11 protein-coding genes are annotated in these 16,470 nt (G+C 61.4%); 9 read left to right on the top strand and 2 right to left on the bottom strand.

What is annotated here, in order from left to right:
- Positions 1-40 precede the first annotated feature (40 nt).
- The 3 genes from uca (at position 41) to VSP_RS15995 (ending at position 6,659) form a co-directional block, all read left to right on the top strand.
- A complete protein-coding gene (gene uca / locus VSP_RS16005; protein WP_009961909.1) occupies positions 41-3,655 on the top strand; it encodes an urea carboxylase in 3,615 nt (1,204 codons plus the stop codon).
- Between the two features lie 118 nt (positions 3,656-3,773).
- The gene (gene atzF / locus VSP_RS16000; RefSeq protein ID WP_009961907.1) at positions 3,774-5,444 is read left to right on the top strand and encodes an allophanate hydrolase; all 1,671 of its coding nucleotides are present in this window, start codon (positions 3,774-3,776) and stop codon (positions 5,442-5,444) included.
- Positions 5,445-5,534: 90 nt separating this feature from the next.
- On the top strand, positions 5,535-6,659 hold the full coding sequence (locus tag VSP_RS15995) for a tetratricopeptide repeat protein (RefSeq protein WP_009961905.1): 1,125 nt from the start codon (positions 5,535-5,537) through the stop codon (positions 6,657-6,659).
- 45 nt (positions 6,660-6,704) lie between these two features.
- On the opposite strand, the gene VSP_RS42345 is transcribed toward VSP_RS15995, so the two are convergent.
- Positions 6,705-7,109 carry a hypothetical protein gene (locus tag VSP_RS42345; RefSeq protein WP_157210931.1) on the bottom strand — a complete coding sequence of 135 codons (405 nt, stop codon included), beginning with the start codon at positions 7,107-7,109 and terminating at the stop codon, positions 6,705-6,707.
- A gap of 174 nt (positions 7,110-7,283) precedes the next feature.
- Here VSP_RS42345 and VSP_RS15985 point away from each other — a divergent pair, with 174 nt between their 5' ends.
- The 5 genes from VSP_RS15985 to rpsI all read left to right on the top strand — a co-directional run bounded on the left by VSP_RS15985 (position 7,284) and on the right by rpsI (position 12,905).
- Positions 7,284-7,697: a hypothetical protein gene (locus VSP_RS15985; protein WP_009961901.1), complete on the top strand. Its 414-nt coding sequence runs from the start codon at positions 7,284-7,286 to the stop codon at positions 7,695-7,697.
- Between the two features lie 473 nt (positions 7,698-8,170).
- Entirely contained in the window at positions 8,171-10,363 is a 2,193-nt protein-coding gene (locus VSP_RS35740; protein ID WP_009961899.1) for a TonB-dependent receptor family protein, read from the top strand.
- 141 nt (positions 10,364-10,504) lie between these two features.
- Complete coding sequence (locus tag VSP_RS39550) at positions 10,505-11,752, top strand: sialidase family protein (RefSeq protein ID WP_009961897.1); 1,248 nt, start codon at positions 10,505-10,507, stop codon at positions 11,750-11,752.
- A gap of 295 nt (positions 11,753-12,047) precedes the next feature.
- Complete coding sequence (rplM, locus tag VSP_RS15965; protein WP_009961893.1) at positions 12,048-12,479, top strand: 50S ribosomal protein L13; 432 nt, start codon at positions 12,048-12,050, stop codon at positions 12,477-12,479.
- A gap of 33 nt (positions 12,480-12,512) precedes the next feature.
- Positions 12,513-12,905 (top strand): 30S ribosomal protein S9, encoded by a 393-nt coding sequence (gene rpsI / locus VSP_RS15960; RefSeq protein ID WP_009961891.1) that lies wholly within the window; start codon positions 12,513-12,515, stop codon positions 12,903-12,905.
- 150 nt (positions 12,906-13,055) lie between these two features.
- On the opposite strand, the gene VSP_RS15955 is transcribed toward rpsI, so the two are convergent.
- Positions 13,056-13,985, bottom strand: a complete 930-nt coding sequence (locus VSP_RS15955) for a LamG-like jellyroll fold domain-containing protein (RefSeq protein ID WP_009961889.1) — start codon at positions 13,983-13,985, stop codon at positions 13,056-13,058.
- Between the two features lie 349 nt (positions 13,986-14,334).
- Between VSP_RS15955 and VSP_RS42335 the strand changes: the two genes are divergently transcribed.
- Complete coding sequence (locus VSP_RS42335; RefSeq protein ID WP_157210928.1) at positions 14,335-16,302, top strand: hypothetical protein; 1,968 nt, start codon at positions 14,335-14,337, stop codon at positions 16,300-16,302.
- Positions 16,303-16,470: the final 168 nt, after the last annotated feature.

Genomic DNA, 16,470 nt, shown 5'->3' with positions numbered 1-16,470 from the left:
GCGGCTGAAGCATCTCCCAGCACTCACTCTCATCCTTCCCATGTCTTCCACGCCCAAGGTCCTCATTGCCAATCGCGGTGCCATTTCCTGCCGAGTATCCCGCACTCTTAAACGCTTGGGATATGGCTCAGTGGCCGTTTACTCAGAAGCTGACAAGGCATCTTTGCATGTGGATGCCGCAGACGAGGCGGTCCTCATCGGCCCACCCGCACCGAAGGAGAGTTACCTGGATACAGAAAAAGTCTTGGCAGCCGCCAAGGCCACCGGAGCCACTGCCATTCACCCAGGCTACGGATTCCTCAGTGAGAATCCAGAGTTTGCTCGCGCCTGTGAAGCGGCGGGAATCGCCTTCGTCGGCCCCACGCCTGAGCAGATGGTCAAGTTCGGCCTCAAGCACACGGCCCGGGAAATCGCCATGGAGTCGGGGGTGCCGTTGCTGCCGGGAACCGGTCTCCTCGCCACCGTGGATGAGGCGGTGGAGAAGGCCCAAGGCATCGGTTACCCCGTCATGCTCAAAAGCACGGCGGGTGGTGGTGGGATCGGCATGCGGGTTTGCGAGAACGACTCGGATCTGCGGGCGCAGTTTGAATCGGTGCAGCGGCTCAGCATGGCCAACTTCAAGGACAGCGGTCTGTTTCTGGAGAAGTTCGTCCGTCACGCCCGGCATATCGAGGTGCAGATCTTCGGCGATGGCGAAGGACGCGTGCTTGCCCTGGGCGAACGCGACTGCTCCGTGCAGCGCCGCAACCAGAAGGTCATCGAAGAAACGCCAGCGCCGCACCTTTCATCTGAAGGACGGGCGGAACTGCTCGCCTGCGCGGAGCGGCTGGGCAAGGCGGTGAACTACCGCTCCGCGGGCACGGTCGAGTTCGTGTACGATGCGGACAGCCGGAAGTTTTATTTCCTCGAGGTCAACACCCGGCTCCAGGTGGAGCATGGGGTCACCGAGGAGGTGCTGGGAATCGATCTTGTGGAGTGGATGGTGCGTCTGGCGGCGGGGGATCTGGGCTTCTGGCCCGAGACACTGCCCGTTTCCCAGGGACACAGCATCCAGGCACGTGTCTATGCAGAGGATCCTGCCCGGAACTTCCAGCCCAGCAGCGGCATGCTCACTGCGGCAGCCTGGCCGCCACAGGCCCGTGTGGAGACTTGGGTGACTCAGGGGGTCACCGTCTCCCCATTCTATGATCCACTCGTGGCCAAGGTGATTGTCCATGCCGCGGACCGCGAGCAAGCCGTGGCCGCTCTGAGCAGCGCCTTGGAGGGCACGACTCTGGCCGGGATTGAAACCAACCGGAGCTACCTGCTGGCCGTCCTGCAGCACGCCCCCTTCCTGGCGGGGCACGCCACCACCCGCATGCTCTCGGAGTTCGCCTGGCAGCCGCACACCATGGAGGTGCTGGAACCGGGCGCTGTAACCACCGTCCAAGACTTCCCCGGCCGTTTGGGTTACTGGGACATCGGCGTGCCGCCGTCCGGCCCCATGGACGATGTCTCGTTCCGTCTGGCAAACCGCCTCGTGGGCAATGACGATCACGCTGCGGGTTTGGAAATAACCATGGCGGGCCCCACCCTCAAGTTTCAGCAGGCCTGCACGGTCGCGCTCACTGGGGCCCGCATGAAACCAACCCTGAACGGCGAATCGGTGCCGATGGACACGGCCATCGCCATTCCCGCCGGTGGCATCTTGAAAACAGGCCGTCTGGGCGACACGGGTGTGCGCGCCTATCTGGCCGTGAGCGGCGGCCTGGATGTCCCGGTGTATCTCGGCAGTCGCTCCACCTTCACCTTGGGAGGCTTCGGCGGCCACGCAGGTCGCGCTCTGCGCGCGGGGGACATCATTCACCTGGGGGCGGCCGTAGAGACGGGCGTGGCCCCGGCCGCGAGAGTCACCGCTCCAGCCTGGAAGAACGAGTGGGTCATCCGCGTGACCTACGGTCCACATGGGGCTCCTGATTTCTTCACGAACGAGGACATAGAGACCTTCTTCGCCACAGCGTGGAAAGTGCACTACAACTCCAACCCCACCGGCATCCGCCTCATCGGTCCCAAGCCCCGCTGGGCCCGCACGGACGGCGGTGAGGCTGGCCTGCACCCCTCCAACATCCACGACAACGCCTACGCGATTGGCGCGATCGACTACACGGGCGACATGCCGATCATCCTCGGCCCAGACGGTCCCAGTTGCGGTGGCTTCGTCTGCCCGGCGGTGATCATTCGCGCCGACCGATGGATGATGGGACAGCTCCGTCCCGGCGACACGTTGAAGTTCCTCCCCGTCACACTGGCGGAGGCGGAGGCTGCTGAACGCGCCACGGACACCGGGCTGGAATCCCTGACCTATGCCGCCGCCGCAGAAAGCCCCGGCCCCGTGATCGTGGCGGATCTGGAGAGCCCTGTCGCGGTCCTACGCCCTGCCACCGACACCCAGGTGGAGGTGCGCTACCGGGCCGCGGGGGACAAATACCTGCTGGTGGAATACGGCCCTCTCGTGCTGGACATCACCCTGCGCGCCCGCGTGCACGCTCTCATGGAATGGATCAGGAAACAACACCTGCCGGGCCTGATTGACCTGACCCCCGGCATCCGCTCCCTCCAGTTCCACTATGACAACCGGGTCATGCCCCGGACCGAACTCCTCGCGCTGCTGGCCCGGGCGGAAGATGAATTGGGCGACCTCCAGAACTTTGAGGTCCCCTCCCGGATTGTGCATCTGCCCCTCTCCTGGGACGATCCCGCCACCCGCCTCGCCATTGAGAAGTACATGCAGTCTGTGCGCCCAGACGCGCCCTGGTGCCCGAGCAACATTGAGTTTATTCGTCGCATCAACGGGCTGGAGAGCATCGAGGAGGTGCAGCGGATCGTCTTCGATGCCAGCTACATGGTCATGGGGCTGGGTGACGTCTATCTGGGCGCGCCAGTGGCCACCCCGCTGGACCCCCGCCACCGGCTCGTGACCACCAAATACAATCCCGCCCGCACCTGGACCCCGGAGAACGCCGTGGGCATCGGGGGGGCCTACATGTGCGTCTATGGCATGGAGGGTCCTGGCGGCTACCAGTTTGTGGGACGCACCATTCAAATGTGGAACGCCTGGCGGCAGACCCAGGACTTCACGGGCGGGAAGCCGTGGCTGCTGCGTTTCTTTGACCAGATTCGCTTCTATCCGGTAAGCGCGGAGGAGCTGCTCAAGCTTCGCGAAGACTTCCCTCTCGGTCGATTCCAACTCAAGATTGAGGAAACCACTTTTAAACTGGGCGACTATCTCGACTTCCTCAATCAGAACGCCGACTCCATCGCCAGTTTCCGCATCACCCAGCGGCAGGCATTCCAGGAGGAACGCGAACGCTGGGCCGCAGCCGGGCAAAATGTGGTCGCCTCCGAACCCGAGGCCGAGCCGCCACCTGTGGAGGATGAACTGGCCCCGGAAGGATGCGAACTGGTGCGCACGCCCCTCACCGGCAATCTCTGGAAGGTGCTCGTAGAGCCCGGCCAGGAGGTCAAAGCAGGCCAGGCTGTCGTCATCGTGGAGGCCATGAAGATGGAAGCCGAAATTGTCAGCCCGGCCACCGGCAGAGTCCGGGAAATCCGGGTGGCGGCGGGCAAGCAAGTCCAGTCCGGTCAGGCTCTGATCGTGGTGGACACCGCCGCTTGATGCGGAGGCCCTCCAAAATTACTGCAACCACCGGCCAAACAGGCACGCGACATGCTTGAATAACTGGAATCATCATCCTGACCACCGCTGACCTCTACCTCTCACCCTTTACCACCCCGTGCCTGACTCCCCCGCTGACCGCCATGCCACCCTCTACGCAGAACGCAACGGCCCCGTCTGGATCGACGTGGTGTCTCCTGAAGCCTTCGCGATGGAACTGGCGGCAGCCACTGGCCCACTGGCGGGCAGGGTCTTTGCAGTGAAGGACAACATCGACGCCCTGCCTCTGCCCACCACCGCAGGATGCCCGGCCTACCGATACCAACCCACAGAGGACAATCCCGTCGTGGCCGCCCTGCGAGCTGCCGGTGCGGCAGTGGCGGGCAAGACCACGCTGGACCAGTTTGCCACCGGTCTGGTGGGCACGCGTTCCCCCTTTGGCATCTGCCGTAATGTCCTGAACCCGGACTACATCTCCGGCGGCTCCAGTTCCGGCTCTGCAGTGGCGGTGGCCAGCGGGCAGGTAGATTTCGCCCTCGGTACGGATACAGCTGGCTCCGGTCGCGTGCCCTGCATCCTCAACGGAATCGTAGGCTATAAGCCCACCAAGGGCGTGCTCAGCACCCGCAATGCTGTCCCCGCCTGTCGCTCCCTGGATTGCATCACCCTCATGGCCAGGACCGTGGCCGAGCTGCGGGAGCTTGCGCCCCACGCCCGCCAGTACGATCCCCTGGATCCCATGTCCCGCCCTTGGCATTCCGTGCGCGATGGCCGGGGACAGGGTGCCTTTACCTTTGCCGTGCCGAGGCCAGAGCAGTTGCAGTTCTTTGGCGACAGTGAAGCCGCAGGACTCTATGCCGCGGCTTGCGACAAGCTGACCAGCCTGGGCGGCACGAAGATCGAGATCGACTACGCCCCCTTCGCCGAAGCCGCCGCGCTGCTCTATCAGGGCCCGTGGGTTGCTGAGCGCTACGCCGCCGTCGGCGAGTGGCTGGAGGAGCATCATGCGGAGGCGGATCCAACCGTGTCGAAGATCATCCTGGGAGGTCGCGACCTCAAAGCGAGCGCGGTTTACCATGCCGCTGTGAGACTCGCCGAGTTGAGGCGCATCAGCGATGAAGTCTTCGCCAAAGTGGACTTCCTGGTCGTTCCCACCGTCCCCAGCGTTTACACCATCGCGGAAGTTCAGGCGAATCCCGTGGAACTCAACAGTCGGCTGGGCACCTACAACAACTTCGTCAACCTGCTCGATCTGGCGGCAGTCGCCGTCCCCGCAGGTCGTTGGAGCCACGGCGTGGGTTTTGGCTTGAACTTGGTAGCCCCCGCGTTTGCTGATGACAGCCTCTTGGACCTCGCGGCTCGTTTCCTGGGGGAACCTTTGCCCAAGCGCATGGCGTCACCAGAAGGCCCCGTTTCACTCGCGGTCGTCGGAGCTCATTTGCAAGGGCAGCCTCTGCACGGGCAATTGGTCCAACTGGGGGCCACCCTGCAACAGCGCACCACCACGGCCGCCGCCTACAAGCTCTATGCCCTGGCAAATACCACCCCACCCAAGCCGGGGCTGGAACGGGTAAAACAAGGCGGCACCGCCATCGAGATCGAGGTTTACATTCTGTCTGCCGAGGCGTTCGGCCGCTTCACGGCCGGAGTTCCCGCCCCCATGACCATAGGCAATCTGGAACTAGCAGATGGCACCTGGGTGAAAGGCTTCATGTGTGAACCCTACGTGCTGGCAGACGCCACAGACATCACCTCCTACGGTGGATGGCGGGCGTACCTGAGTCGATAAGAGGCACTTCGCCAAGTCCTCTCCACCCGCCTTCCCCGGGCGCATCAAATCCCTTGTCCCTCTTCCCTTGCTCCCTTTTCCCTCTCCCTCGTGACCTACCTGCCTCTGTACCTCCTCGGGCTCCTGGTCACCTTCTACGTGTGGCTTGTGGTGTCGAGGGTGTTTCATGAACTGGTGCGGGGCATCGCGGCGAGACTGGTGGGATATGCACCTCGCACCGTAACCATCGGCATCGGGAATGTATGGTGGAGTCACCGGGTCGGCCGCACTTGGGTTGAGTGGACACCTGCCCCGCTCTTCAGTCAGGCCACACTCCACATGCCTTCCCAGTTGGGCCTGATCTGGCGCTGGTCCGCCTGCATCCTGGCGGCGGTGGCCACGGATATCTCCCTGCTGGCCGCCATGATGACCGCACGGGAAGCTCTGCACACCGCGCACCCCGTGCTTCCACTATGGACAGTGCCCATCCTTTGCCTTCCCTATGCCCAGCTGTTGGTGACCGTGCTGAACCTCATGCCGGTGGAAATTCATGGCGAGTCCAAACAAGACCCCGTGTTCTACTCGGATGGGAACCTGCTACTCGCACTTCTGTGGGGGAGATTCTCTGATGTACCCGGAAAGATGGTGGAGCACTATGTGAAATCGGTCCGGGCCTATGACCCAGGCTTCCAAAAGCAAGACTCCCCAATCCTGACCCACATGCCACCCGCCATCTGGAGGCGTTTCCTGGAGGTCCATCTGGACTCAGCCAGTGGTGATTATGATTCCGTGGTCTGGCACTGCAAACGGCTGCTTCATACCGTGGACTTTGCCCCTGGGGAACGCGCCCGGTTGCTCGACACCATCGCCTCCATCCCGGTTTTTCACGATGCCCCAGAACTTCATCATCGCGCATTGCGACTCGCGACCCAGGCTCACTCGCTTTTTCCTGACTCCGCCAAGCTTCGGATGACCCTGGGATGCCTGCTGATTCAGGACGGCCGCATTCCCGAAGGCCTGGCGCTCCTGGAACCCGTGGCGGGATTGGAGCGCCTGACCAAGGCGGAGCAGTCCGTTTGCGCGAGTCACCTGGCGATCGCGCATCATCATCTGGGAGATCTGCTGGAAACGAGGTACTGGCTCGCTAACGCTGACGAGAAGGCTTCGAATCTGACAACCAAGGCCGCAGTGGACCGCCTCTGCGTCAAAGTACGCCCTTTCGTGGCCCAAGGCTGACGATCACCGCATTGATAAAAAGGTTGTCCAATGCCCCTTTCATCGTCACCGGACGTCACTGGCATCTCCATCATGCAGCAACTCGTCCGTCTTGATGGTCTCCATCTGCCCTTCGGAGTTGACGAATGCCATGGAGTAAGGCTCTGGCGCAGAAAGCCGCACCATCCACCACTGAACATCGCCCTTGGCATTGGTCAGACGCACGGAGCCATCGTCCTCCTGCACGGCTTCCCTAGCCGGATAGAAGCCATTCTCATGACCGAAAGCGAGCTCACCGTTCTCGAACTTGTATGGAACGGCTTCCATTGCTCGTCGTCCACAGTCATCGAACTCCCAGTAGCACAGGCCTGCCCCGGTGAAGTGATAGAGGGTTCTCCCATTGTAGCGTGGCTGGGTAGATCGGACGAAACGCCAGCTTCCAACCATATTGCCTGTGAATAGGGTTTTCATAGTGGCTGTCGATCACCAAATACCTACCGTCGTCGCCCTCTCGATCTGTGTGGTCCCGAAACGTCCGCACCTTGTCTCAAATTGCAGTCGCACAGGAAAAAACGTCGCAGGTGAAGGATTCGGCTTGCCACAACGTTCTCTTTGCGGTCTAAACAGCAGACCTCACCCCTGCACATGCCTCGCGCTCTTGCCTGGATACTGATTGCCATCGCCTCCCTGCGTCTCGCGGGTGGCGATCTTTTGGTGCTGCAGGTGGCCGCATGGAGCGGCATGATCGCGACGCGCACGGCAGAACAGGGCCTGACGGAAGCGGTCAAGACGACGTTCGATGGCGACCATCCGTGCCGCCTCTGCTCGATGGTCAAGGAAGCAGCCGTGACGGAAGAAAAATCTCCCGCCACCTCGTCCAGCTCCAAGGCTCCAGCCAAAGGTGAGCTGACCAAGCTCAAAGAATTTGTTCCCATGAGCCCGCTGGCCCTGCCGCAGGCCCATGAGATCGCCAGCCTGCCCCAGGCAGAATGGTTCAATAACTTCACAGACGGGCGTCATGATGCGCCCCAGCTTCCGCCTCCCCGGATTCTCGCGTAGAGAGGGGCGATGTTGGCATCTTCGCGCCGGATTGCGCCAGCTTATGTCTGTCCTGTCGTCATGACAGCCTGACTTCTCTTTCAAAGGCATCCGAATCTTCGGAACCTCGCTGAAAGATAGAGCAAGCGGATCAGCGCACAACTAGTGCCACATCGTAGGCAGAGTCGCTACAGGGAGCCTCATGGCCGGACGTCATGAGTGCACCAAATCGAGGATGGCCATTCCCATGCCGTCTTCCGAGCTCCGAGGAGTTCGCCTTATCCCTTGCCCCTCTTCCCTTTTCCCTCTCTCCTCCCCTTTCAGGTCCTGAGCAGAGTACCTGGAACATCGCGGCACGTCCCCCTCTGCCACCGGTATTGGCAGAGGGGGCGGGCCGTCAGCGGACTGCGCATGTCCAGAATTGCTTCCGACATACAAGGCCGGTTCGCCGCCTCTATTTTCGCCATTCATCGTCAAATCACAACCTACAACACATGAAACACACTCCATCCCTGCTGCTCCTACTGGCAGGCGTGCTCCCCTCCCAGCTCAGTCACGGGCAAACGCCTGCGACCAGCGTCCGCACCACGACGGAACTCCCGACCGTCACGGTGACCGCCACACCCGAATCTCTCACCGTACCCACCATCGCCCAAGCCGAGCAGGAACTCGCGCTCGTCACTGGAGGCGCAAGCGTGGTCAATGCTGAGGATTACAAAAAGGGTCGGGCGGTCACGCTCAAGGACGCCCTCGATTTCGCCACTGGCGTCTTCACCCAGCCACGCTTCGGGACGGAGGAAGCCCGCATCTCTGTGCGGGGCTCCGGCATCCAGCGCACGTTCCACGGTCGCGGATTGAAGGTGCTGCAAGACGGCGTGCCCATCAACCTGGCCGACGGCGGATTCGACATGCAATCCATCGAGCCACTCGCTGCTGACTACATCGAAGTGTACCGTGGTGCCAACGCCTTGCGCTATGGCTCCACGACACTGGGTGGTGCCATCAACTTTGTCTCCCCCACCGGATACACGGCCCCGGCCTTCCAGGGCCGCTTTGAGTACGGCAGCTTCAACACCTTCCGTGGGCAGTTGAGCGCTGCGGACGTGCTGGGCAATCTGGACTACTACGCGACTGTTACCCACTACAGCACCGAGGGCTTCCGCGACCACAGCGACCAGAACACACAACGCTTCTTCAGCAATGTGGGCTACAAGTTCTCCGAAGACGTGGAAACCCGCTTCTTCCTGACCTATGTGCACACGGACTCTGAACTCCCGGGCAACCTGACCAAGGAGGAACTCCGCAACCATCCGGATCGCGCCCAACGCAATGCCTTCGCCAAACAGTTCGACTACATCGACAGCGACTGGCAGCGCAACTTTGAGTTGTTCCGCATCGCCAACCGCACGACGTGGAATCTGGGCGAAGACCAGCAACTCTCGTTTTCCAGCTTCTATGCCTACAAAGATCTGGACCACCCGATCCTCTTTGTGATCGATCAAGTCAGCCATGACTTTGGGTTCGATCTCAACTACCTGAACAACGCGGATCTCGGCGGCCACAAGAACCATTTCATCGCTGGCATCAGCCCCACCTTCGGCCTGCTGGATGATGTACGCTTTGCCAACGTTCTGGGCGAACGCGGCGCGAAGTTCGCGCAGAACTACCAGCAGTCCACCAACGTGGACTTCTACATTGAGGACCTGTACTACCTCACCGACCGATTCGCAGTCTCCGTGGGCGGCCAGATCAGCTACGCACGCCGGGACAACGAGGACCGCTTCCCTGTTAGCGCCACGAACCCTGACAACAGTGATGTGCAGGACTGGTGGGGCTACAGCCCGAAGGTGGGCCTGCTCTATGAACTGACAGAGAGCGCCCAGCTCTTCTTCAACGCCAGCCGCAGCTTCGAGCCGCCATCGTTTGGCGAACTGAGCAACTCCGCCCTCGGCGGCGCAGGTCTTGTGGAACTGGAGGCGCAAACTGCCACCACGTTGGAGATTGGCACCCGTGGAAAGAGCGCCAACAACCGTGTGAAGTGGGACATCGCCTACTACTTTTCCTGGATCGATGATGAAATGCTGGAACTCTCCGTGGCTCCGGGACTGAACCAGACAATCAACGCCGGACGCACGATCCACCAAGGGGTGGAACTCGGTCTCGATGTGACACTGCTCGAAGGCATCTTTGCCCGTGGCACCGTCGCCCCTGCCCCTGCCCTTGCGAGTGCGAAAGGTGCCAAAGCTGTGCAACCTTTGGCCGCCCCCGCGCCGCAGGATCGCCTCGTGTTTCGCCAGAACTACCTCTACAACGGGTTCCGGTTCGACAACGACAAGGAGTTTGGTGACAACCAACTCGCTGGCGTGCCCGAGCACTACTACCGTGCGGAACTCGTCTATGAGCACCCCTCCGGCTTCTACCTCGGGCCAAATCTTGAGTGGGTGTTCAACGACTACCCGGTGGATTTCGCTGGCACTCTCTCAGCCGACTCCTATGCCATCCTCGGCTTCAAGGTCGGCTACCGCACGGCCAAGGGACTGTCCATCTATGTGGACGCCCGCAACCTGACGGATGAGCACTACGCGGCCACTACCGGCGTCATCAACCGTGCGGGTGCCTTTAACCAGGCCCAGTTCCTGCCCGGCGACGGACGCTCGTTCTTCTTCGGGGTAGAATACAAATTCTAGCCTGCGCACCCATACCAGGGTGCCTCTCCACCTGCGTGCGGGAGGCACCCTTTTCCATTCTGGGGCAACCGAAGATCAACCAGAGTGACGCCAAGCTGTTTGCATCGGCGTATTTGAGGTTAGTTTCCCGCCTCCTACCTCATGTCCCCCTTCGCCACCCTCCCCTCCCACCTGCTTTTCGGCACATGGCTCGTCGCCACTGCCGCCCTGCCAGCCACACTCCCGGCTTCTGAGAAACACACCGCTGGTCACCATGGCAATCAGGGGCTCGCGGGAACACAGTCTCTGGATATCGCAGCCCAAGGCAATACGCTGGACCTCTTTCTCGGCACCTATGCATCAGGCGAACCACGTGCCCGACTGGAACATCTCCGCTCCCTGGATGGGGGCGGCACCTGGAGCAAGCCCACCCAAGTCGATGCAGGGCTGACCCAGGCGCACATGCCCCACCGCGGGATGGACGCTCAGATCGCCGCATCAGGCGAAAAGCTGGTCGCGGCATGGATGACCCCGGGAACGGACCGCTTTGGCGGCGGACCAATGGCCACAGCCCTCTCGGCAGATGGGGGGAAAACCTGGACCGCAGGCCCCAACCCCGCTGACGATGGTTCGACCACCGGACACGGCTTCATCGACATGGTCGGCGGCCCCACCGGCACCTTCCACCTCACTTGGTTCGACACCCGCAATGAGCAAAGAGGACTGCGCTACGCCCGCTCCACGGATGCTGGGAAGACATGGTCCTCCAACGAGACCCCGGATGCCGAAACGTGCGAATGCTGCTGGAATGCCATCGCTGCTGGTCCAGACGGCAGGGTCGCCATCCTCTACCGTGACAAGTCGCCCCGTGATATGAGTCTGGTTGAGCTGCCGGGGGGTGAGCGAGCCCAAACCTGGTCCAAACCCGCCACCGTAGGAAATTTTGAATGGCAGTTCGAAGGGTGCCCCCATGTGGGTGGCGGCTTGGCCGTGGGCGGACCGTCTGCGGGAGCGGCTTTACATGCTACAGTGTGGACCGGCCAACCCGACCGCATGGGCGTTTATTATGTCAATCGAGGGCTGGCGGGCAGCACCAAGTGGAAAGACCCGGTACGATTGGGGGACAGCTCCGCATCTCATCCGGATGTCGCTGTCTCTGGCAGTCAGGTGGCCGCCGTCTGGAATGCCAAACAAGGTGATGCCGCCGTGATCAAAGGGGTCGTCTCCACTGACGGTGGCAGCACCTGGGGTGAGCCCATCGTCCTTTCGGATCCTGTATTTAGCGCCACGCATGGGCGGATCGTAGACACAGAGGCTGGTTTTCGCGTCTTCTGGACGCAAAGTCACGGCGATCACCCGGCTGCATGGTCTTCCAAACCGCTGACCGCGCCTACCTTGAGCAAGCGATAGCTGATCGGCTCCTTGCGGGCCCAGGTTCTGCTTCACCTACCGTTGCCAATGCTGGATCCAGCCTACAAGGGCGATTCCCAGCACGATCACGGCGAAGGCCAGCAGGATCAGACCAGGAGTGCCGCGAGGTTGATTGGTCGCCATGGGCGTCTATATAGGGAAAGACGGGGCAACCGCCACCACATTTTCCGCCTGCACGTTCTTCACTTTTTCACAATTCATTTGACTGTCCGAAAGATTCTCCTACTTTTGCCCTCCCAAATTCTAGAACCCTGTTTAGCAACCAACACAAGACATGAAAACGTTTTCCGCCAAAGCCGAAGAAGTCGAGCGCAAGTGGTGGGTCATTGACGCCAAAGACCAAGTGCTCGGACGAGTGGCGGTGACCGCAGCAAATATCCTTCGCGGCAAGAACAAGCCCATTTTCACCTCCCATGTGGATACTGGCGACCATGTGGTGATCATCAATGCGGAGCACGTGCGCCTCACTGGCAAAAAAGAAACCGACAAGGTGTACACCTCCTTCTCTGGTTATGTCGGTGGCCATCACAGCACCAATCCTGAGCGCCTGCGTCAGAAGCATCCAGAACTGATGCTTGAAAAGGCCATCAAGGGCATGATTCCCCACAACCGTCTTGGCCGCGCTGTTTACACGAAGCTCAAGGTTTACAAGGGTGACAAGCACCCCCATGAAGCCCAGCGCCCGGTAGCCCTTCAACTGGCCTAATTCCACTCCATTCTTACTCTCAGCAGTTCGCTCATGAGCACCACTTCGTTTGACGCCACCGGCCGCCGCAAGAACGCCGTCGCCCGGATCCATCTCAAGAATGGCAGCGGCACCATCACCGTGAATGGCCGTCCCCTTGACGACTATTTCCCTACGGTCAGCCTTCAGAACCAGCTTCTCGCTCCCCTTCAGCTCACCAACTCGGCTCAGAGTTATGACATCAACGTCCGTGCGGACGGTGGTGGCGTGACCGGCCAGATGGGTGCCATCCGCATGGGCATCGCCCGTGCACTGATCCTTGCGAACGCCGAGAACCGCGGTGTCCTCAAGCAGAATGGCATGCTGACCCGTGACTCCCGTATGAAAGAACGTAAGAAGCCCGGTCGCCCAGGTGCCCGCAAGCGCTTCCAGTTCTCCAAGCGTTAATCGCTGCTGGGTTCACTCATCTTTGTGTTTTCAGAAAAGCACCGGTTCATCCGGTGCTTTTTTGTTGGTTTGTTGCTTTGGCTGGGGGCTGGCCATTGGGGCCTGAAGAGCCCTTGGCAAACCGATGGCGAGCGCTTAAACACGCTCATGCTACTTGCGAGCAAGCTCTGCGACCGAGTCTGTTGACTGGTGCAACGCCACCACCTCGTTTGGAGTGAGGGCGCGATTGAGCACGAGCAATTCGTCGAATCCTCCGACATAACTGACCCCGATGGTGAGGGCACTACGGGCGGCCTCCCAGTCGAGGATCTGTTCACGTCGGAAACGACCGACTTCCTTCCCATCCAGATAGAGCACTCCCTCCGCTTCCTTGCCTTTCACATTTACGCCCGTGAAGGTCATCACCACATGGGTCCATCGATCCCTACGAAAAGGAGGGGCCAGACATTCAGACATCAGTCGCGGCTTCTCTGTCGAGTCCTCCCACTTCACGTTGGCGGGATTCCAGAGCTGCTTGACTGGCCGAATGGCAAACCGAAACCGCCGCGGAGTGTGATCTTTGCTGAACTCGGCAAACATGTGACCAGCGTCCCACGCCTGCCCCACCAGTTGGAGAGGATCACAATAGCCAGGCTCCAAGTCCTTTTCTGGATCAAGCTTCAGCCAGAAGGAGACTGTGCCATGCCAGTTGGATGGGCTGTGCGCGATGTTGGGTCCGCCCTCAAAGAAGACGACAGGCTTCATCTTCCTGGTGAAGGCCAGCATCCCACCCGAGCGACCGCCATCTGGCAGACGTTGGACCCATCCCTCGACAGGCAGCCCGGGCTGCTTGTCGAGCCGGGTCGCCGTACTGGCATGGAAGACCCTGCCATCTCCCGCGGCATGATCAGCATCCACGCCATGGTCGAATGAGGCTGCAAGGACGATGTGCGGTCTCAAGGCCGCAAGGTCCGGCACGGAAGGCATTGGCGAGCGTTCAGAGACCGCCGCCGGAGACTGTGCGCTCGCTTCTTGCGAGGCTCCGACCAGCAGAGTGATGGAATGGATGATCGGGAGCAACAAGAGCGTCGGGCTTTTCATGCACCACAAATACGTTGCCCCAACCGGCGATCCGCGTTCTCACGAATCTCTTATCGATACGATTGTCACGATCAGGATCTGGGTTATCTCCCTTCAGCCACATCCAGTTCCCCTTGCCTTGATTGGGATTGATTGATATTTTGCCAGCTGATGAGACAAACGCTGAAAGCACGCCTTTCATGTCTGAGCCCCTGAGGGGGCCCGCAGGTTTCCATCATCGCCTTGCCCAGCTGCAGACATGACTCCAACCCCCACCGTGATTCATTTCACCTGCCATGCCTGCGGGATGCCCCTGACTGTGCCGATGGAGCTGGCTGGAGCCTCAGGGCCCTGCCCTGGCTGTGGGTCCATGATCACTTCTCCAAAGCCGGAGCCCGTCGCCCAGGGGCCCGTCACGGTGCCGACCGTGCACCCCACTCAGGGGGTACCATCCGGGCCTGCGCTAGCGGGCTTGCCGGGTACCGGTCCCTCGTTGCTTCCCTTGGGGCAGAAGGCTGCCGCCCCGCCTGAGGCAGCTCCGGGTGGAATTCCGGCCTTGCCACCCGCTCCATTAGCGGTGCCGAAGGCGCTGGATCCGCGTCCAACCATTGTCACCAGGGATGCCCCTGCCTGGCCCTCTCCTCCCGGCGCGCTTCCTCCTCCAGCGGGTGGCCCGTCGCCAGTTGCCTCACCGCTGCCCCCGTGGCCCAATGCCCAGTCAGGACAAGCTTCAGCCCTTCCTACCGCTCCGGCACCGAGACCACCGGGAACACCCGCCACCGTATCCGACAGCACCCACCCGGTTCTGAGCCATGTGCTTCAGATTCCTTCCGTGCTGCCCCCCCAGGGTGTTCCGCCTGTCGGCCAGGAACTTCCTTTGCCATGGCACCCGCACCAAGTAGCAAGCCAGGGAGTCGGGGCTGCCACCGGAACAGGATTTCAGTCAGGCTTGGGCAGCGGCAGTTTGCTCCCTATTCAGGGGGCTGGCATCCCGACTGGACCCGCCACGAGCGCAGGTGTCGGACTGGGCGGCCTGCCCGGCCCCGCATACAGCCGTCCTGGCAGTCCAGAAGCCTCGGCACCCGCAGCCCCCAAGACCCGCCTTCCCGCGATGCCTGCCAACAGCCGGCGGCAGATTCGCTCTGCTCCCACTGGCCGTCGTGGTGCCATGGCCGCCACCCTGGTGATGGCCCTGCTCGTACTGCTGGGGATTGGGTGGTTTTTCCGAGACCAGATTCGCGTAGCCTACATCACTTACACGTTGCAGCACGCGCCAGAAGAGGAATCCAGCCCCCTGACGACGAACTCACCCCCAGCCGTACCTACTGCGGCCTTCTCACCCGGTGCGCCCCCGGCTTTACCCCCACCAGGACCTGGAGACACGCCGCCTGCACAGACTGCTCTCCCGCCACAAACGGCACCCGCGCCTGCGGCCTCCAGCGTTGCGAAAGCAGCTTCCCCCGTGTCCAATCCGGCTACGCTCGCACCACCGCAAGCCATGCCGCCCACGGCCCCGCCCGTAACCGTGCTCCCTCCGCTTCCCATCACCGCCGAAGATCGCAGGTCCATGGATGGCCCACCTGCTTCCATCCGGAAGTCCGAACAGCCAGTGTCCTTGAGCCCCAACGCTGCCCCTCCCAGGATCTTCGAGAACGCCACGCCTGAGAGCCAGGGTGCCGTGGATGCTCTGAAGCAATTCCTGGCGGCACCAAACTGGACCGAGCGACAGAAGGTGGTGCAGACTGCCGACAAGGTGCGGCCGTTGATGGAGCAGTATTATCACCAAAATCCTGATGGGCCCATCGCCGTAAGGCAGATCCAGCTCATGCGCCATGACAAGACTCCCAACACCGGCGGCCCACCCCACTGCGTCTTTCAGGTCTCCGGCGGTGATCTCAAACAACCCCTGCCTGTGATGGTGGAGGAAGAGGGCAGCAACTGGAAGGTGGACTGGCTCACTTTCACTGAGTTCAAGGACGAACTCCTCCAGCGTTTCCTGGAAAGTTATCAGGACGAGCCCAAGCGCTTCCATGTCATGATGCGGCGCACGCACTACTTTGACGACGACATTCCAGGCCTGGACAAGCTCACCTGCTTCGAGATTCAGCCCCCTATGCCAGGGTTCACCGGACATGTCTTCGCCCGTCGAGCCACTCCGCTCGCACACGACCTGGACCGCTACGTGGGCTGGGAGGTCTCCAAAGCTGCCGCCATAGTTGAGATTCAATGGCGCAAAGAGGGCAGCCAGCAATGGGTCGAACTCACCGCTGTGCCCCAGTACAACTGGCGCAATCCCGCAGCCGCTCCCGCCCCGGTAAAGGCTGAGTTGGTTGAGTAGGGTGCGGGTGGCGTTGCGTCAGGGCTGTAGGGATGGGATCACTCGGGGTCTGCAGGGACGGCATGCGACAACACTTGCTTGGCACATCAAGTGATGCACTGATGGCGATAGCCAATCGGCAGCACAGCAAATTGCCAATCTCCGCTGCCGGTCATCACCTGACGAGCC

This window comes from Verrucomicrobium spinosum DSM 4136 = JCM 18804, from assembly GCF_000172155.1.
Taxonomy (GTDB): domain Bacteria; phylum Verrucomicrobiota; class Verrucomicrobiia; order Verrucomicrobiales; family Verrucomicrobiaceae; genus Verrucomicrobium; species Verrucomicrobium spinosum.
This window is presented reverse-complemented; position numbering and strand designations above follow the sequence as displayed.